This window comes from Flammeovirga kamogawensis, assembly GCF_018736065.1.
Classification (GTDB): domain Bacteria; phylum Bacteroidota; class Bacteroidia; order Cytophagales; family Flammeovirgaceae; genus Flammeovirga; species Flammeovirga kamogawensis.
Genome location: NZ_CP076128.1, coordinates 4,225,785 through 4,244,366, shown reverse-complemented (window position 1 = coordinate 4,244,366; position 18,582 = coordinate 4,225,785). Strand labels below are relative to the sequence as shown.

General features: G+C 32.6%; 13 protein-coding genes. 6 read left to right on the top strand and 7 right to left on the bottom strand.

Annotated elements, in window-relative coordinates; all coding sequences use genetic code 11:
* Positions 1-3 precede the first annotated feature (3 nt).
* Positions 4-1,497, bottom strand: coding sequence for an acetyl-CoA carboxylase biotin carboxylase subunit (locus tag KM029_RS17240; protein ID WP_144074426.1), 1,494 nt, complete (start codon positions 1,495-1,497; stop codon positions 4-6).
* A gap of 46 nt (positions 1,498-1,543) precedes the next feature.
* Entirely contained in the window at positions 1,544-1,978 is a 435-nt protein-coding gene (locus KM029_RS17235) for a hypothetical protein (RefSeq protein WP_144074425.1), read from the bottom strand.
* A gap of 182 nt (positions 1,979-2,160) precedes the next feature.
* On the opposite strand from KM029_RS17235, the gene KM029_RS17230 reads away from it, so the two are divergent.
* From KM029_RS17230 to KM029_RS17220, 3 genes are all read left to right on the top strand, one after another.
* Positions 2,161-3,486: a tetratricopeptide repeat protein gene (locus tag KM029_RS17230; protein WP_144074424.1), complete on the top strand. Its 1,326-nt coding sequence runs from the start codon at positions 2,161-2,163 to the stop codon at positions 3,484-3,486.
* 104 nt (positions 3,487-3,590) lie between these two features.
* Positions 3,591-7,166: a chromosome segregation protein SMC gene (gene smc, locus KM029_RS17225; protein ID WP_144074423.1), complete on the top strand. Its 3,576-nt coding sequence runs from the start codon at positions 3,591-3,593 to the stop codon at positions 7,164-7,166.
* A 160-nt stretch (positions 7,167-7,326) separates the two neighbouring features.
* A complete protein-coding gene (locus KM029_RS17220) occupies positions 7,327-7,749 on the top strand; it encodes a hypothetical protein (protein ID WP_144074422.1) in 423 nt (140 codons plus the stop codon).
* A 253-nt stretch (positions 7,750-8,002) separates the two neighbouring features.
* On the opposite strand, the gene KM029_RS17215 is transcribed toward KM029_RS17220, so the two are convergent.
* Together KM029_RS17215 and KM029_RS17210 are read right to left on the bottom strand one after the other, a co-directional pair.
* The gene (locus KM029_RS17215; protein WP_144074421.1) at positions 8,003-8,947 is read right to left on the bottom strand and encodes an electron transfer flavoprotein subunit alpha/FixB family protein; all 945 of its coding nucleotides are present in this window, start codon (positions 8,945-8,947) and stop codon (positions 8,003-8,005) included.
* A gap of 42 nt (positions 8,948-8,989) precedes the next feature.
* Positions 8,990-9,721: an electron transfer flavoprotein subunit beta/FixA family protein gene (locus KM029_RS17210; RefSeq protein WP_144074420.1), complete on the bottom strand. Its 732-nt coding sequence runs from the start codon at positions 9,719-9,721 to the stop codon at positions 8,990-8,992.
* A 238-nt stretch (positions 9,722-9,959) separates the two neighbouring features.
* On the opposite strand from KM029_RS17210, the gene KM029_RS17205 reads away from it, so the two are divergent.
* Entirely contained in the window at positions 9,960-10,517 is a 558-nt protein-coding gene (locus KM029_RS17205) for a ferritin (RefSeq protein ID WP_144074419.1), read from the top strand.
* Between the two features lie 57 nt (positions 10,518-10,574).
* Here KM029_RS17205 and pncA read toward each other — a convergent pair whose 3' ends face one another.
* Positions 10,575-11,189, bottom strand: a complete 615-nt coding sequence (pncA, locus tag KM029_RS17200) for a bifunctional nicotinamidase/pyrazinamidase (protein WP_144074418.1) — start codon at positions 11,187-11,189, stop codon at positions 10,575-10,577.
* Positions 11,190-11,404: 215 nt separating this feature from the next.
* Here pncA and KM029_RS17195 point away from each other — a divergent pair, with 215 nt between their 5' ends.
* On the top strand, positions 11,405-12,478 hold the full coding sequence (locus KM029_RS17195; RefSeq protein WP_144074417.1) for a M42 family metallopeptidase: 1,074 nt from the start codon (positions 11,405-11,407) through the stop codon (positions 12,476-12,478).
* Positions 12,479-12,535: 57 nt separating this feature from the next.
* Here KM029_RS17195 and KM029_RS17190 read toward each other — a convergent pair whose 3' ends face one another.
* Both KM029_RS17190 and KM029_RS17185 read right to left on the bottom strand, forming a co-directional pair.
* The gene (locus tag KM029_RS17190) at positions 12,536-12,949 is read right to left on the bottom strand and encodes a hypothetical protein (protein WP_144074416.1); all 414 of its coding nucleotides are present in this window, start codon (positions 12,947-12,949) and stop codon (positions 12,536-12,538) included.
* Positions 12,950-12,968: 19 nt separating this feature from the next.
* Positions 12,969-16,478, bottom strand: a complete 3,510-nt coding sequence (locus tag KM029_RS17185) for a PD40 domain-containing protein (protein WP_144074415.1) — start codon at positions 16,476-16,478, stop codon at positions 12,969-12,971.
* A gap of 338 nt (positions 16,479-16,816) precedes the next feature.
* On the opposite strand from KM029_RS17185, the gene KM029_RS17180 reads away from it, so the two are divergent.
* Positions 16,817-18,481 carry a 2-oxo acid dehydrogenase subunit E2 gene (locus KM029_RS17180; RefSeq protein WP_144074414.1) on the top strand — a complete coding sequence of 555 codons (1,665 nt, stop codon included), beginning with the start codon at positions 16,817-16,819 and terminating at the stop codon, positions 18,479-18,481.
* Positions 18,482-18,582 lie beyond the last annotated feature (101 nt).

Here is an 18,582-nt window from a genome sequence, read left to right as displayed (position 1 = left end):
TTTCTATGTGAGCCTTCTCAATTTCCAAGGTGTCAGGATATTTGTAAGATCTGATGTTTCTTCTGATTTTTTCTTTTCAAAAAATAACTTTGCAATAACAGCAGCACTCACTAACTCTTCCTCCTCAGTTAAAGGTTCAATCAATAATTCCGGTTTAAAAAACTTATCTACGAAGTTAGTACCAAAATTACCAGAAACAAAAGCATCATGTTTAAGAACAAACTTACAAAAGGGTAAAGTTGTTTCAAGACCGGTTATTTTATATTCATCAATAGATCTTATCATTCGGCTTATTGCTTCTTCTCTAGTCTTTCCCCATACAATTAGCTTACTCATCATTGGATCATAATGCATACTTACCTCCATTCCTTGTTTGTACCCGCTATCAACCCTTACACCCATACCTGCAGGTTCTTCATATCTGTTTAATACGCCTGTATCTGGTAAAAAATTTTGATAAGGATTTTCCGAATAAACACGTACTTCTATTGCATGTCCATTTATTTTTAAAGAAGATTGGTCATAACCTAATTCTTCACCTTCTGCTATTCTAATCTGCTCTTTTACTAAATCTAATTGAGTAATTTCTTCAGTAACGGTATGTTCAACCTGAAGACGAGTATTCATTTCTAAGAAGTAATAAGAATTGTCTTCATCTAAAATAAACTCTACTGTACCTGCACCTACATAGTCACACGCTTTTGCTACACGAACAGCACAATCACCCATTTCTTGTCTTAATCCATCAGTTAAAACTGAAGAAGGAGCCTCTTCAATCACCTTTTGATGTCTTCTTTGGATTGAACACTCTCTTTCAAATAAATGAACAACATTACCATGTTTATCCGCTAGTACCTGAAGCTCTATATGTCTAGGGTTTTGAATATATTTTTCGATAAAAACAGCACCGTCTCCAAAAGAAGATGTTGCTTCGCTAACAGCTCTTTCCATTTGATTTTCAAAATCATTAGGATCATCTACTACTCGCATTCCTTTTCCACCTCCACCAGCACTTGCTTTTATTAAAATTGGGTAGCCAATTTCGTCAGCCATTTGCTTAGCAGCTACTAGGTCTGTAATTGCTTCATCTCCTCCAGGAACCAATGGAACATTGAATTTAGAAACAGTTGCTTTTGCTTCTAATTTGCTTCCCATTATTTCTATCGCTTTTGCAGAAGGACCAATAAATATCATTCCTTCCTCTTCAACTCTTTTAGCAAAAGTTGAATTCTCTGACAAAAAGCCATAGCCTGGGTGTATAGCATCTACTTGTAATTTTCTACAAACTTTTAATAAATTATCAATATCAAGATATGAATGAGTGGAACTAGCAGGACCAATACAAACAGCATGATCTGCTAAGGCCACATGAGGAGCTTCTTCGTCTACCTCACTATATACAGCAATAGTAAAAATACCTAACTCTTTTGCAGAGCGTAGTATTCGAACAGCAATTTCTCCTCTATTCGCAATTAGTAAGCGTGTAATTTTTCTCATTATGTGTTAGTTGTATTTATTGTTTAAGTGTTTTATTGGAAAGTAATTAACTATACCAAAACTCTTCTAAGATCGAAATAAATAATGAAGGAACAAAACCTTTGAGGCCTACCCATTGTATTGTTTTTTGATTTGATTTTAATTCCATAGCACGTACAATTCCCAGTTTTTGATCTTCAACTTTTTCTATAGAAATTATTTGATTAAAATCCCAAGAAAAGGTTTTTAACTCACCACTATTTGGACTACCTCCAATAAATTCTAAATTAGATTTAAAGAGTATCATCATTCCAAAATAACGTTCCTCTCCTTCCATAAAAGAAGCCCACATTCCTCCTTTCATTTCATTAGGTACAATACCTCTTTTATTTAAAATGACCATTACCTGATCTAACATGCTTTTTAATGCATTTTTATCAAAGGTTTTTATTTCTAACATTGAAAAATGAGTTTCCCATTTCTCTTTTAAATCACTATCCATTCTAATAATTAAATAAAATATTAATTTACTTATATATTGATTATCAATTTTATAAGTAATCTTCTAAAAACGTACGTAGGAATAAAATTATGATTAAATTCTGAAAAAAAAGCACATTGAAAACGTTATATAAGTACCTATAAACACCATTTCAAAATAACTCACTATTTAACCCAATAAATATGATTAATTACTACTCTATTCTACTCCTATTTCTCATTTCTATTACTAACCTTGCCTTTTCTCAAAATAAAGACGCTGAAGACTACTATGTCAAAGGTGAAGTATATGCTGAATTAGGACAATTCAAAGAAGCAATTATGGCTTATGAAGTTGCTATTGCCAAAGATAACACCAACCCTAAATACAAATATAGGCTTGGTAATGTTATCCTAAAATCTGGTAATAGAAATGAAGCTATTCAAATGTTTAACAAAACACTTGAAACAGATTCTAACTACATAGATGCTCATTTAAAATTAGCTATTTTATATAAAGAGAAAAAAAATTATGATAAAGCAATAGTCCATTTAGATGCTGCTTTTAATATTTCTACTAATAATGACAGAAAAATAGCCTACAAAACAAGAATAATAAATTTGCTTGATAAAATTGGTGAATTTGATAAGGCTGGAGTACATATTGCTGATGCAAAAGCTCTTGACCCCAGAAACAATTATGTTCTATATATGGATGCTAAATACAATAATTATATCACTAAAAATTATGAATTGGCTAAATCAAGTATGCAACTTGCTATTTCTCAAATGGAAGAAGATAAAGGCAAAGCACATGAACATTATTATTATGAATTAGGCTTTGCTCATCATTCTTTAGAAGAATACCAAAATGCAAATATTGCTTTTAAAGAAGTGAGAAATGACAAACTTAGAAGTAAGGTGAGTTCTATGACTCCAGAGTATTTTTATCAAGTTGCTTCTGCATATTACAAAACATATTATTTAGCTGAAGCCAAAGAACTCCTTCAGGCTGTAATAAAAATGGATGATAAGTTTGAACCAGCCTACGATTTACTAATTGAATTGGAAGAGAACCAATTAAATAGATCTGATATTGTAAAGCTTTTAGAACACAAAGTAAGTATACAAGAAGACAACACTCAGAAAGTCAGAATTTTAGCAGACCTTATTGATCTAGAGTTAAAGTACAATGATTTAGAAACTTGTTTTACACACATTAAAGAGTTTGACAATTGTGGAATTCCGCTACCAAACGTTATGTTTATGGAAGCCAAAGCAAATGCACTCAGAAAAGAATATCCAAGATCGGAAGATATTTTAAAACAAATTATTGAAAATTATAAAGATTCTAATATCCGATTTAAATGTTTATTTCTTCTAGGAATGATTTATGAAGAACAAGGAAAAATAAACGAAGCCAAGCTTATTTATGCCAATAATTTTCCTGGAGACTTTAATGTTGCCGTTCGTGAACAGCTTAAACATATCAACACAAATAAAAAAGAAACTCTTGTGAAAAAGAATTAATCGTAATAAACTTAAAAAATAGACGTCTATCATGCATTTGATAGGCGTCTTTTTGTTTTAAAACTAGTAAGATTTAGTAACTTTAAAATCTGAATGTAGACTGAATGTTATTAAGTAAACTAGAAATAAAAGGCTTTAAAAGTTTTGGTGAAAAAGTTACACTAAACTTTGACAAGGGTATTACCGCAGTTGTTGGTCCTAACGGAAGTGGGAAATCCAATGTAGTTGATGCTATCCGATGGGTTCTTGGTGAGCAAAGCACAAAAGCATTGCGTTCCGAGAAAATGGATAACATTATCTTTAATGGAACAAAAACACGTAGGCCACTACAAATGGCTGAGGTATATCTTACTTTTATTAATAATAAAAATCTACTCCCTACAGAATATACCGAAGTTACTATTGGTCGAAGATTTTACCGTTCTGGCGATGGTGAATATTCATTAAATGGCGTTCCATGTAGGCTTAAAGATATCCATGGCTTGTTTATGGATACTGGTATTGGTTCTGATAGTTATGCTATTATTGAATTAAAGATGATTGATGAGATTTTGAATGATACTCAAAATGCTCGAAGAACACTTTTTGAAGAAGCTGCAGGGATTTCAAAATTTAAAAAAAGTAAAAAAGAAACAATGAAAAAGCTCAAGGACACAGATGCTGACCTTGAACGTGTGGATGATTTACTTTTTGAAGTTGAGAAAAATATGCGTTCTCTAGAACGCCAAGCTAAACAAGCACAACGTTATCTAAAATTAAAAGAAACGTATAGAGGTTCTAGTATTGCTTTAGCACAGAAAAAAGTGGCAAGCCAGGCTACGGAACTTCATGAACTAGCAGACACAATGACTAGTAAAAATGAAGAACGTAATACCACATTAAAATTAATTGATGAATTAGAAGCTTCTATTTCTAAAGAGAAAAAAGAAGCAATAGATAAAGAAGCATTATTCGCATCTCGTCAAAAAACACTGAATGAGCATATTTTAAAAATGCGTCAGACAGAAAGTGAGAAGCGAATTAAAGGAGAAAGACGTCGTTTTCTAGAAGAAAAGAAAATGACACTAGAAAATCAATCATCTATAGATAGAGAAGCAGTAGCTCTTGCTCAACAAGGTATTGAGGGGTTGCAAATTCAGTTACAATCAATAGATAGAATGGTTGGAGAGGTTGAAACAGAATTATTTGCAACGCAACAAGAAAAGGATGCTCAATCAAATAAAACTAATGAATTAGAAGCTACAACCTCTGAGTATGAACAACAAGTAAAAAATAAACAAGCTATTATCTTTCAACTTAAACAAAAGGTTGAAATTAATGAAGTTCAACTTTCTGCTTTAAAACAAGAACTTGAAAGAGCTCACATAGAATCTTCTGATAAATCATCGAGTTTAGAAGAGTTTGATACACAATATGCATCCTTAGAAGGAGAACGATTAAGTGCCACTGTTCAGCTAGATGAAATTAAAGAAGTACACCAAAAACACCAAGAACAATTAAAAAAGTGTAGGGAAGACCTGGAAAATATAAAAGATCGTTCCTCTGAAATTTTTAGAGTTCTTGATGCTAAGAAAAATGAGAAAGCCTTAACAAAATCTTTAGTAGATAATTTAGAAGGTTACCCTGAAGCCATAAAGTATTTAAAACAAAATACAGATTGGGCTAAAGAAGCTCCAATGCTTTCTGATACTTTACATTGTGAAGAGGAATATAGAGTTGCAATTGAAGGTTATCTTTCACCTTATCTGAATTACTTTGTATTAGAAAATGAAGACGAGGCTTGGAGAGCTGTAAACCTTTTAGATGAAATGAAAAAGGGAAAAGCTAATTTCCTTTTATTAGATAAATTTGAAGGGTATAATGCTTCTCCTAGAAAAGCTATTGAAGATGCCATCCCTGCAATTGATGTTGTAGACTTTGACGACAAATATAGCTCGTTAATAATGTATTTGTTAGATGGTGTATATATAGTTCAAAGAAATCAGAATAATTTAGCAAAGAATGACAGTGTTATTCTTGTTACCAAAAATGGTAAAGCCATTCGTAGAAAATCTGCCATTTCTGGCGGTTCGATAGGATCCTTTGAAGGTAAATCACTAGGTAGAATTAGACACTTAGAAAACCTTACCGAAGAGATTGAAAACCTAGAAACAGAAGCAGAGAATATACATATTCAAAAGGTTGAAAAGCAAGCAGAGCATAAAGAGTTACTACAAGTTAATCACCAACATGATTTAGAAAGTGCTCAACACAATGTTCAAATAGTAACTCAAGAACTTATAAAAATAAAAACTCAGAAAGAAGAGTTTGCTAAATTCTTAGAAGCTAGTTCAAATAAAAAAGAAGAAATACTTGAACGAATTGGAGATGCCGAGGTTGCTATATCAGAAGGTAGACCTCAGCTAGATGAAGATTCATACACACTCGAATTTATGGTTGAACAACTTGAAGAAATGCAAGAGAACTTAACCATTGAAAAAGAAAAGCGAGTTGAACTAACAACAAAATACAATCAACTTCATATTAATTTTCTTCAACATGAAAATCAATATAATGGTTTAAAAAAAGAAATTGATTTCAAGGAAGAAGAACTTTTTAAAGCTCAAAATCGAATTGACCAGAATATCGATGAAATAGAGAAAGTAAATACCGATTTACAAAAATCTGACTCAACTGATGAAGAAGGTAATCAAGAACTTGAAAGAATGGAAGCTGAGAAAGTTTCTATTGAGCAAGGTGTACTAGAAGCAGAACGCAATTATAAAGAGGCAAGAGAATTAATTGAAGATACTGAAATTGAGATCAAACTTAAACAAAGTAGTAAAGAAGAAATTGATCAGCAATTACTTAATTTTAACGAGAAAATAAATGCTTTACGTTTATCTCTTACGTCAGTAAAAGAAAAAGTGGCTGTAGAATTTGAAATCGATCTTGAGCAACTTTTATTACATAAACCTACTCAAGAAGAAGAGGAAGAAAACCCATATAAAGATGCATCATTACAAGAATTAGAGCATTTAAGTGAAGATTCTAAAAGAAAATTAAATTCATTAGGTGCTATTAACCATACTGCCATTGATGCATTTAATGAAATAAAAGAACGTAATTCTTTCATCTTAGAGCAAAGAGAAGATTTAAACAAAGCAAAAGAACAACTTTTAGCTACTATTGAAGAAATAGATGGTATTGCTCAAGAAAAGTTCATGACTGCATTTACACAAATCAGGGATAACTTTATGGAGGTGTTTAGGTCTCTATTTACTGACGAAGATAACTGTGATTTAAGGCTTGCTGATGAAACCGACCCTCTAAATTCTAAAATAGAAATTCTCGCACAACCAAAAGGAAAGCGACCACTTACAATCAATCAATTATCAGGTGGAGAGAAAACTTTAACTGCAACAGCACTACTATTTGCAATTTATCTAATAAAACCTGCTCCTTTCTGTATTTTTGATGAAGTAGATGCTCCTTTAGATGATGCAAATGTGGACAAGTTCAATAAGATCATTAATAAATTCTCTCATAACTCACAGTTCATAATTGTAACTCATAACAAGAGAACAATGTCTAGTACTGATGTAATTTATGGTGTTACAATGATTGAACAAGGTGTTACAACCGTAGTTCCTGTTGATATTAGAGATACCCCAACTTTAGATGCTTTTACTTCTAAATAACTGTTCTAGTTTGAGATTAGTGTTCGCTCACGTTCATTAACAATCTCAATAAACCAAACCGTAACAACCTTACAATCAATTACTTAAAAATTAAGGTATATTATTAGACATTTAATTATAGTAACCGAACTTAATGTCTATCTCTCTTAATTATACTAAAATGAAATATCGAGTCATAAAACAACTGTTTTTATCCTTTACCCTAATTCTTCTATTTTTAACTAGCTCTTTGGTCTCTGCATCTATATATCACGGAAAACAAGATAAAGTAACATCAAAGAAAAACACTTCTGAGAAAGAAGAGTGGCTTCATTATGCAAATTCAGCAAAACAATGTATCGAAGCTAGCAACCTTATGGACGCCTTAGAATTGATTGATATAAGTATAGAAATTAATAAGAATAGTACGAATCTAGAAATTAAAGGTGATTACTACACTAGTATGGGAAATCTAACTAAAGCATTTGAGCATTATCAGTTAGCAATCCAGCATTTTAATAATAATGGTAATAATAATATTATGCTAAAAACTTTACATAATAAAGCTAATTTAACGAAGAATACATTATCATTAAAAAAATAAGAAATACTTATAAACAACTGAACCTCAACACTTTCATGTTGAGGTTCTTATACGATTTTCATCAGTAGTTGCGTCAGATAGGAAAAAAATAACCGACTAAGTTAAAAAAATCTTCGAATAGGAATATTATTCCTTTGAAGTATTACAAATATAGGGAACTATTAATAAATATCAATAGAATCTTAAAATATTAACAAATAAATGTCAATTTGACCCTATATATGTTAAAATAGACTACTAAATCTAATTTTGATTACTTTTTTATTGCTTCAATAAGCTTTGGAACTACTTCAAAAGCATCTCCAACTACACCATAATCTGCAGCTTTAAAGAAAGGTGCTTCTGGATCTTTATTAATAGCAACTATAACTTTTGAAGAATTTACTCCTGCCAAATGTTGTATTGCACCTGAAATACCAACTGCAATATATAATTGCGGAGCTACTTTAATTCCTGTCTGTCCAACATGCTCATGGTGAGGTCTCCAATCCATATCAGATACAGGTTTAGAACAAGCAGTTGCTGCACCTAAAGTAGTTGCAAGATCTTCAATCATTTGCCAATTCTCAGGTCCTTTCATTCCTCTACCTGCAGAAACGACTAAATCTGCCTCTGGCAATAAAATATCACCTTCTTGTTTATGAACTCCAATTCGTTTTACTCCAAAATCTGCATCATCAAAAGCAACAGAAATTTCTTCTATAGCTGCTTCTGAAGAAGTAGGTTCTAATTGAACAACATTTTTAGTAACTGTAATTACTTTTTTACCATCAGGAACAGATACAAAAGCGAATGCTTTTCCTGTAAACACTCCCCTTTTAACGACAAAACCATTTGATGTATCTGGCAAATCTTGAACGTTAGTAACTACGCTAGCACCAATTTTTATGGCTACTCTTGCAGCTACAGCATCAACTAAAGAAGAACGTGACATTACAACAGTTTCTGCTCCAGATTGGCCTACAGCCTCTGCTATTAATTTTGCAGTTGCAGAAATTACACCGTCATTTAAACGATCATCAGAACAATGTAATACTTTCTCTGCTCCATAATTTCCTACTTTTGCTAACTCAGAAGCTTCAATACTTCCCATAGCAACAACTGTTACAGCTCCTACTTTTGATCCATAAGCTACAGCTTCTAATGAAGATTTTTTTACAACTCCATTATCTGCTTCTATAAATACTAATACTGACATGTCTTTTTGTTTTATGTGTTAAAGTTTAAATAAAATAGAGAATTAAAGTACGCGAGCTTCATTTTTTAATAAGCCCACTAATTCATCCATCTGATCCGCATCTACCATTTTACATTCGCCTTTTTCTTCAGGTAATTCAAATGATTGGTATGCAGTTACGCCTTCTACAGCCACTGCCTCTACTACTTCTAGAGGTTTCTTTCTTGCCATCATAATACCACGCATGTTAGGAATTTTCCACTCAGCGATAGGTTCTTGACAACCTGCTACAAAAGGTAACTGAACTTCAACATCTTCGTGTCCCCCTTCAATTTCTCTGCTTAGTTTGGCAGTAGATCCATCAACATCAAGTTTCATTGCTGGTGCAATTGATGGCCATCCAAGAAGTTCACCTACAAGACCATGAACCAAGCCAGAATTAAAATCTGAAGATTCACGTCCCATTAAGATCATATCATAATTTTCTGATGCTGCATGTGCAACTATTTGTTTTGCTACAAATAGTGAGTCTGTTGGCTCAGCATCTACTCTTACTGCATTATCAGCTCCAATTGCTAATGCCTTTCTAATAGAAGGTTCAGTATCAACAGTACCAACATTAAGTACTGTAACTGTTCCACCAGAAGCCTCTTTTAATTCTACAGCTCTTGCAAGTGCAAAATCATCATAAGGTCCGATAATAAATTGTACCCCGTTTGTGTCAAGTTTGTTGTCTACAAACTTGATTTTCGTTGTTGTATCAGGAACGTGGCTAATGCAAACTAGAATTTTCATGTGTTATGTTGTTAATTGGTGATTACTTTCAATGGTTTAAAAGCAATAATTATCTTAAATTCGTTTTATTGGTAAAGCTAAAATAGTATGCAAGCATAATAAATTCCAAACTTTCTTTAGAATAAATATTAATTATTATTCTTAATCGGGTAGAAATAATGTGCTTAAACAAAATTGTTATAAAAATACTTTAGTATATAGCGCTACAATAGAATTAATTAAACTCAAATATTTAGATATGGGAATTGCAAAAAAACGTTTACAATCTTCTTTGAACAGTGAAGTAGAAAAAATGCTAAACGAGCAAGTTCAATTAGAAGATCAATCATCTCAATTTTATTTATCTTTTGCATCTTGGTGTGAAACTGAGGGATATGTAAAATCTGCAGAGTTTTTATATGATCATGCAGAAGAAGAGAGAACTCATATGTTGAAGTTCTTTAAATACATTAATGCTGTAGGTGGCCATGCATTAGCTGCTGAAATTACAGCTGTTCCTCATGAATTTAAATCTTTAAGACAAGTTTTTGAACAAGTATTAGAGCACGAAATTAAAGTAACTAAAGCTATTAATGAGATTGTCGATTGCTGTTTTCAACAAAAAGATTTCAGCACATTTCAATTTTTACAATGGTTTGTTGCTGAACAAAGAGAAGAAGAAGAAACTGCTCGTACAATTTTAGATGCTTTTGATTTAATTGGAGAAGAAAGTCCTCAAGGATTATGGCTAATTGACCAAGAGATTGGAAGAATTGGCACAGAGGGTGTTGATTCTGATCCTTCTGCAACTGCATAATAAAAAAGGGTATTGATTTTAATCAATACCCTTTTTCATATTATTTGACCACATAGTCTAAATAATCTCTTTACTATTCACTATTTTAATACCTGAGACTTTTAAATCGATTACAGCATTTTGTACATCTGTAGGTTTTATATTTACCCCTCTTGTTGCATCTTCAATTAAAAATGTCTTATATCCACATCCCTTAGCATCTAATGCAGTAAATTTTACACAATATTCTGTAGCTAACCCTGCAACGTAAATTTCTGTAACACCTTTTAAAGTAAGGAATTTATTTAAGCCAGTATCATTTCTTTTATCATTATCAAAAAAACCACTATAACTATCAACTTCAGGATCTGTTCCTTTTTTAAAAACAGCATCAATATGTTCTGTGTTTAATGATGATACAAACTCAGCTCCATCAGTATTTTCAACACAATGCTCTGGCCAAAGAATTTGAGGAAGGCCATTTAGCTCTACAATTTCACCAATTTCTTTTTTCTTATGATTCTTAGCAAAACTCTTATGCTCAATAGGGTGCCAGTCTTTAGTGGCTACTACTACATCAAACTTAGAAGATATATTATTAATAATGGGAATGATATGATCTCCCTCAGGCACTTGTAAAGCTCCACCAGGTATAAAATCATTTTGTACATCTATAATTAATAATGCGCGCATATTAGATAATAATATTATAAATAGATATATAGCATTATTTCGTATTCCTTTACAGAAACTATTATTTCTCTATATATCAAAATTTCGAATTCAAAACGTGGCAATTTAATATATCATCAAAAAAAAACATAAAGATGATACAAGAATAAACTGAACTATGTAACTTAACGTAGCAGAAACGATTATCGGTCAATATTTTAATTATTTTTAATAAAATGGATACTCAAAGCAAAGATTTTTTATACAAATATTTAAATAATGCTTCACCTACTGGTCATGAAGCTGAAGGGCAACGTATTTGGTTAGATTATGTAAAACCTTATGTTGACACTACTTTTGTTGATAATTACGGAACAGCTGTAGGGGTAATTAACCCTGAAGCTCCTTTTAAAGTTGTTATTGAGGCACACGCCGACGAAATTGGATGGTATGTAAATTATATCACAGCAGAAGGATACATTTATGTAATTAGAAATGGTGGTTCAGATCACCAAATTGCACCCTCTAAACGAGTTTTACTTCATGGTGAAAACGGAGTAGTAGAAGGTATTTTTGGTTGGCCTGCAATTCATACTAGAAAACCAGGTAAAGAAGCAACTCCTTCTTTAGATAATATCTTTATTGATGTTGGAGCAGCATCAAAAGAAGAGGTCGAGGAAATGGGAATTTTTGTAGGTACTGTTATTACTTATGAAGATGAACTAAGGGAATTAAATAAAGGAAGATTCTTTTCTGGTAGAGCTCTAGACAATAGAATTGGAGGTTTTATGATTGCTGAAGTTGCTAGAAGACTAAAAGAAGATGGTCATGAAGTTCCGTTTGGCCTTTATGTAGTAAATGCCGTTCAAGAAGAAGTTGGTTTAAGAGGTGCCGAAATGATTACGCAGACTATAAAACCAAATGTAGCTATTGTGACAGATGTTTGTCATGATTCTTCTGCTCCAATGTATAACAAACAACTTGAGGGTGACACTAAGGGTGGAAATGGACCTGTTCTTACTTTTGCTCCTGCAGTTCAGAACAATTTATTAAAAATGTTAATCGACACTGCTAAAACAAAAGAAATTCCTTTCCAGCGTGCAGCTTCATCTAGAGTTACGGGAACAGATACTGATGCTTTTGCTTATTCTAATGGCGGAGTACCATCAGCATTAATATCATTACCTTTAAAATACATGCATACAACAGTAGAAACAGCACATTCTGATGATATTGAAAATACAATAAAATTGATGTATGAGTTTATTAAGCAACTGCCTAATGAACATGATTTTAGATACATTAAGTAACAAAAAAAGAGATTGTCTTTGTGACAATCTCTTTTTTTTAAAAGGTAGAAAATTTTATTACTCCTTCACTTTTGGTACCGAAACACCATTACTTTTAGAAATAATTACATTAATCTTATTCATTTTATTTTTTGATAGCTTAGAAGATTTCAAACCATCTTCAGAAACTTGATCACCTTTTTTTGCTACAACATAATAGGCTTGTTCTTTCAATCCTTTAGTAAATTTAACTCTACCATTTTTATTTGTTTTATCCTTCGCCTTCATACCGTTTTCTTCATCCCAAGCGTCATCTTCATTTGCATAAAGCGTTACTTCTGCTCCTTCTATCACATTTCCTTTTTCATCTAATACAGTTACTTGTAACCCTATTAAAGCTAAAGGCTTCTCTGTTGGTATAGACGTAAAACCTGTACTTATTAATACACAAACTATAAGTACTATTACTGAATAAATGCTAGTATTTTTCATATCAAAAAATTTGTTTGAATTAGAAATCATGACCTAAAGTTACATAATACTTTGGTTTAGTTTGTCTAAATCCATCTTCAATTCCCCAAGCAACATCTAATTTTAAATAATAGCCTAATAAAGTTGTTCTAGCACCAACACCATGTCCCATTAAGAATGGATACCTAAAGTTTTTCACTGTTGCATCAAATCCACCTACAGGGCCAATTTCTTCTGTATTTAAAGCATTATCTTCTTCAAATGGGTTCACTCCTGTCCAAGCAGATCCAATGTCATAGAAAATAACTAATTGTAAATCTCTAAGTATTTTTGATTTTGTAGGTTTCTTAGTTAAGAACTTCATTACTGGCATTCTTAATTCTGCATTAAAAACCATGTAGTTTTCACCTTCCCATTTGTTCCAGTTAAAACCTCTAACAGGTGTTGTAAATTGTGTAAATAATAGATCAGTAAGGTCTGGCTGAACAGGACTTTCTGGATTACCACCTCTAGGATCGTTATCCATCTGACCAAACGCCCAGTTATCCATACCTCCCATTCTATAAGTCTTTGGACTATCGCCAAAAAACTTACCTGCAGAAACTCTCATTGCTAAAGACATTGATCTTAATACTTTCTGATAACGTCTTACATCTATAGAAATATTCTGGAAGTTTTGAGAAATACTAGTAAGCCCTACATAATTTTCATATCTGACTTTTGCTCTAGTACCTATCAACATATTTTTACCTCTCTCTAAACTATTATCAAAAACATATTCTACATTAAAACCTGTCCATGCTCTGGTTACATCTGGAACCGATAATCCTTGAATTGATGTATCTGAATATCTTGTGAAGGTTAAAAATGGTTGTACTTCAATTCTACTTCTTATACTTACAGGTAAAGAAACTCCTCCTTCGTAATAATTTTTAGCATAACGTTGTTGATTTACCTCTAAGGTTTGTCTCTCATATCTTATACTATAATCTAAACGATGTCTTAAATAAAGATATTCTGCAAAGAAATTACCATTACTTAAAGAAAATGTACCGAATAGACCTGCATTAATTTTATGATTTTCCATCGCATCGGTCATCATAACTTCAAATTGAAGACCTGATCCCATAAGAGGGTCAAAACGTAAATTTGTATTGAAACCATCTACAGAAAATCTTGGTAAGTAATCTTTCGATTTAGAAAACATAGATTTTTTTGCAGAGGCATCTTGCTTTGCTTTTAAACGTTCGTTGTATTTAGCCCAAAATGCATCTCTTTTGTTTTTACTGTAAGAGAAAAACTTATAATTATCTGTGTTTACCTCTCCTTCTTCTTCTACTTCGTTATCATAGGTAGGTTTTTGAGGTAGGTTTCCAATATCAGGACCTGTTCCTTTTGTAGCATTGATGGTAACAAATTCATAATTATCAATATCAATTTCCTCATCCAATGGGTTAATTACTTCTTTTATTGGTTCTTGTTCTAAAACGGCTTCTTGTTCTACTATAGCAACAGCCTCAGTCATATCTTTTACTTCTACAGAGTCTTCCCAATCAATGTTTTCAGTATCTATAGAATCTTGAGCCAATATTTGTCTAAGCTGTTCTTCCTCTTGAAGCGCCTGATATATTGAATCTTGAACCCTCTTTAATTCTTTTTGGCGTTGTTCTTCTCTAAATAAAGCCATCCGTGCTTCTGCTTCTTGCTTCCTTTTTTCTTGTAGAGCTTTTTTCTTTTTAATGATTTGAAGCTCTCTCAAATCCATTATTTGTTGTCTCCTAGTTTTAGGTGTAAAAACATTTTTATCTGGATTTACTTTACCGGTATATATATGCTCTTTCTCATTACTATATAATACATAAGCTATATTATTACCATAAGTGGTAAAGTCTTTTACACTATATAAAAAATTTGAGACTTGATGTGTTACAGAATCCTGGAAATCATAAACAAAGAAATTTGTAATACCCTTTCTATCACTCAAGAATAATAGATGTCTATCATCTAATATTCTTGGTTTAAAGTCTCTACCTAAATTATTGGTTATTCTTTCTAGCTCTAATGGCTTCTCTTTTTTATAAATAAACAAATTAAATGTACTCGTAATATCTTCTAAATCACCTGTTCTTGTTTTTGTGGAATCAACCGTTCTGTTTGAGCTAAAAACTATATCAGAACCATTTTTTAGATAAGTTGGAGAAAGGTTATCAAAATAATCTTTCGTAATCTGACGTGTTCTTCGTCTAGCAATATTATGTTCGTAAATATCTGTTTGTCCTCTTCTTTCAGCACTCATAGCTATTTTTTTGCCACTTGGAGAAACAGCTATATCATTTATATGATCAAATTTAAATTCAATTTCACGCTTTACATATCTAAAAAATGTATTAAAACCACCTTTTGATAAATTGTAAATCCACATATAATTTTGTCCTTTCCTCTGTGAAAAGACAACTAGTTCGTCTTTACTTATCCAATCTACTAGTGGTACATCATAATCAATTTGCTGATTTACAACCTTATAACCACTTTTAAATACGGTCTTAATTCTTTTTTTCTCTAAATCATACACATTGATTTTATACTTACCTTTCTCATTTTCAGTATAAGCCAATCGAGTACCATCAGGACTGATATTTATTTTATTATAAATACGTGATTTTCTATTTCTAGATATTGCTTCTTTTTCATCAATGTCTTTATAATTATTATTTAGTTTTTCTTGTTCTCCTAAATAGAATTTCTTCCAGCCGTCAATAAATTCTTCATAAGAGATGCCTAAAGTATTCTGAATAGCCACTTTTTCATCTCTAACAATTCGTGTAAGATTTAAAATACTTGCCATATTACTCTTACCATATATTTCTACTAGGTAATTCCATATAGACTGTCCTACAATTTTTGCATCATCGCCTTCTAAGAATCTAATATTAGGGAATTTTTTAGGATGTCTTGAAAAGAAATCTCTCACCTTGTCGTCCATTTCTCTAGACCAACCCCTAGAAATATAATCAGATGCACCAACAATAAACCAATTAGGTAAGTTCATTAAGTAGCTAGATTTAATCATATCTTTAAGGGAGCCACCATACATCATCTCAAATATTAAAGCATCAGCAATACTACGTTTAATATCTTCTTCAAAAATATATTTACTTCCACTAAATGCTACTTCAACCTCAGAACGAATAAAACTCGTTTGTCCCGTAATTGCATAACCCTGCTGATTTAAACCAATATTACTCTGACGTAAATCTTGAATTGAATTATAGACTAAAATTTTGGTTTTATAGTAAGGAGCATATCCTACAGTTTCCGTAACATTTTGATATTCACGTTCCGCAATTTCTCCTGCTATTTTAGCTATAGTTATACCATAGCCATAGTAATACAGTTCAAAATGTTCTGTTTCTATGTAACTCCAATCAAATACTTCGTACTGTACCCTATTCTTTCCAAATTTATCTAAATGAAAAAAGTGTTGGGCATTTGCCGCAGAGGCAATAGCGAAGAAGAAGAAGAGTAATATTAATTTGCAGTGTTGGTTCATATTATTAATGTCCCTCCTTTGAGACAGTCAGTATTAAAATAGATAATGCATTAATGGTACTAGGTCCAAATACATTGACAAAAGAGTTAATAACTAATAGTTTACTGAAACAACTTGAAATGAAAAGAGTTTTTTCAAATTGCTTCTAATCTAAATTAAGAAAAAAAAATGGTCTAGCACTACTGATTTTAAGAAAAAATGAGCCTTTATGGGCATTTACTAAATTTATATTTAATACTAAATGAGAATAATTTCCCGAAAATCAAATAATCTCCTTATTTTTGGCTTGAAAACGAAAAATAATAGAGGCAATTAAAATAAAGTCTTACAATTAGATTATGGCGGAAATAATCAGAATGCCTAAGATGTCTGATACGATGACAGAAGGCGTTATCGCATCTTGGCTAGTAAAAGTAGGTGATCAAATAGCATCTGGAGATGTGATCGCTGAGGTTGAAACAGATAAAGCAACAATGGAACTTGAGAACTATGAAGATGGTACTTTATTGTACATCGCAGTTCAAGAGAAAGAAGCTGTTGCTATCGATGGAATTATTGCAATAGTTGGAGAAGAAGGTGAAGATTACCAATCACTTCTTTCTGGAGATACTGCTGCTGCTCCTGCAGAAGCTCCTGCGGCAACTGCCGCTCCGGAAGCTCCTGCTGCTGCTCCAGCACCTGCTGCAGAAGCAATAGATACTTCTGGTATCAATGCAACTGTAGTTAAAATGCCAAAAATGTCAGATACAATGACTGATGGTACTATTTCATCTTGGTTGATGAAAGTTGGTGACGAAGTAAATGCTGGTGATATTTTAGCTGAAGTTCAAACGGACAAAGCTACAATGGAATTAGAATCTTACGATGAAGGTAAACTTCTATACGTTGCTGTTGAAGATGGTGGTTCTGTTCCTGTAGATGGTGTTATTGCCATTATTGGTGAAGAAGGCGCTGATTACGAAACTTTATTAAAAGCTGAAGCTGCAAAATCTGCTGCTCCTACTGCTGAAGCTGCTCCAGCACCAGTTGCTGAGTCTGCTCCTGCACCCAAAGCCGCCGCTCCTGCTCCAGTTGCTAAGAAAACTTCTGCACCTGCTGTAGCTCAATCAAGAGATGCGGCTCCTGCTCCAGAGCATGATGGAAAAAGAGTATTTGCTTCTCCATTAGCTAAGAAAATGGCTGAAGACAAAGGTTTTAATATTGCTATGATTCCTGGGTCTGGTGATCACGGAAGAGTAATTAAGCGTGATGTTGAAGCATACGTTCCTGCTCCAACAACAGCTCCTGCTGCTGCTCCTGTAGCTGCTGCTCCTGCTGGTGTTGAAAGCTTTGATGATCAGCCTATGAACAATATGCGTAAGGCGATCACTAGAAACCTTAACTCTAGCCAGTTTGGTGCTCCTCACTTCTATTTAACAATGGATATCGACATGGACAATGCTATGGCAGCAAGAAAGTCTATGAACGAGGTTGCAGATGTTAAGATTTCATTCAACGATATGGTTGTTAAAGCTGTTGCTGCTTCTTTAAAGAAACATCCAATGGTTAACTCTTTAGTTGAAGGTGATGTTATTAAAGTAGCAAACCATGTTAATGTTGGTGTAGCTGTTGCTATTCCTGACGGTTTAGTAGTACCAGTAATTAGACATACAGATATGTTATCTTTATCTCAAATTTCTGGAGCTGTTAAAGAGATGGCTGGAAAAGCAAAAGATAAGAAATTATCTTTAGATGAAATGACTGGTGCAACTTTTACCATTTCAAACTTAGGTATGTTTGGTATTGAGCAATTCACGTCAATTCTAAATGCTCCTGCTTCTTGTATTTTAGCTGTAGGTGGTATTAAGCAAGTTCCTGTTGTGAAAAACGGTCAAATTGTTCCTGGTAATGTAATGAAAATTACACTTACTTGTGACCACAGATCTGTAGATGGTGCAATTGGTGCTGCATTCTTACACACTCTAAAAGGTCTTTTAGAGGATCCTGTTAGAATTTTAATCTAATTCTAACGAATTAGTTTACATATATAAAAAAGACTACTACAATTAATTGTAGTAGTCTTTTTGCTTTTAAAATATCTGGTACAAAAAAATGCAATATACTG

Bases quoted from the DNA above. Each gene is read 5' to 3' on its own strand.
- smc (WP_144074423.1), top strand. From the start codon at position 3,591: ATGTTATTAAGTAAACTAGAAATAAAAGGCTTTAAAAGTTTTGGTGAA.
- KM029_RS17185 (WP_144074415.1), bottom strand. From the start codon at position 16,478: ATGAACCAACACTGCAAATTAATATTACTCTTCTTCTTCTTCGCTATT.
- KM029_RS17180 (WP_144074414.1), top strand. From the start codon at position 16,817: ATGGCGGAAATAATCAGAATGCCTAAGATGTCTGATACGATGACAGAA.
- KM029_RS17195 (WP_144074417.1), top strand. From the start codon at position 11,405: ATGGATACTCAAAGCAAAGATTTTTTATACAAATATTTAAATAATGCT.
- KM029_RS17215 (WP_144074421.1), bottom strand. From the start codon at position 8,947: ATGTCAGTATTAGTATTTATAGAAGCAGATAATGGAGTTGTAAAAAAA.
- KM029_RS17235 (WP_144074425.1), bottom strand. From the start codon at position 1,978: ATGGATAGTGATTTAAAAGAGAAATGGGAAACTCATTTTTCAATGTTA.
- KM029_RS17230 (WP_144074424.1), top strand. From the start codon at position 2,161: ATGATTAATTACTACTCTATTCTACTCCTATTTCTCATTTCTATTACT.
- KM029_RS17220 (WP_144074422.1), top strand. From the start codon at position 7,327: ATGAAATATCGAGTCATAAAACAACTGTTTTTATCCTTTACCCTAATT.
- KM029_RS17190 (WP_144074416.1), bottom strand. From the start codon at position 12,949: ATGAAAAATACTAGCATTTATTCAGTAATAGTACTTATAGTTTGTGTA.
- KM029_RS17210 (WP_144074420.1), bottom strand. From the start codon at position 9,721: ATGAAAATTCTAGTTTGCATTAGCCACGTTCCTGATACAACAACGAAA.
- pncA (WP_144074418.1), bottom strand. From the start codon at position 11,189: ATGCGCGCATTATTAATTATAGATGTACAAAATGATTTTATACCTGGT.
- KM029_RS17205 (WP_144074419.1), top strand. From the start codon at position 9,960: ATGGGAATTGCAAAAAAACGTTTACAATCTTCTTTGAACAGTGAAGTA.
- KM029_RS17240 (WP_144074426.1), bottom strand. From the start codon at position 1,497: ATGAGAAAAATTACACGCTTACTAATTGCGAATAGAGGAGAAATTGCT.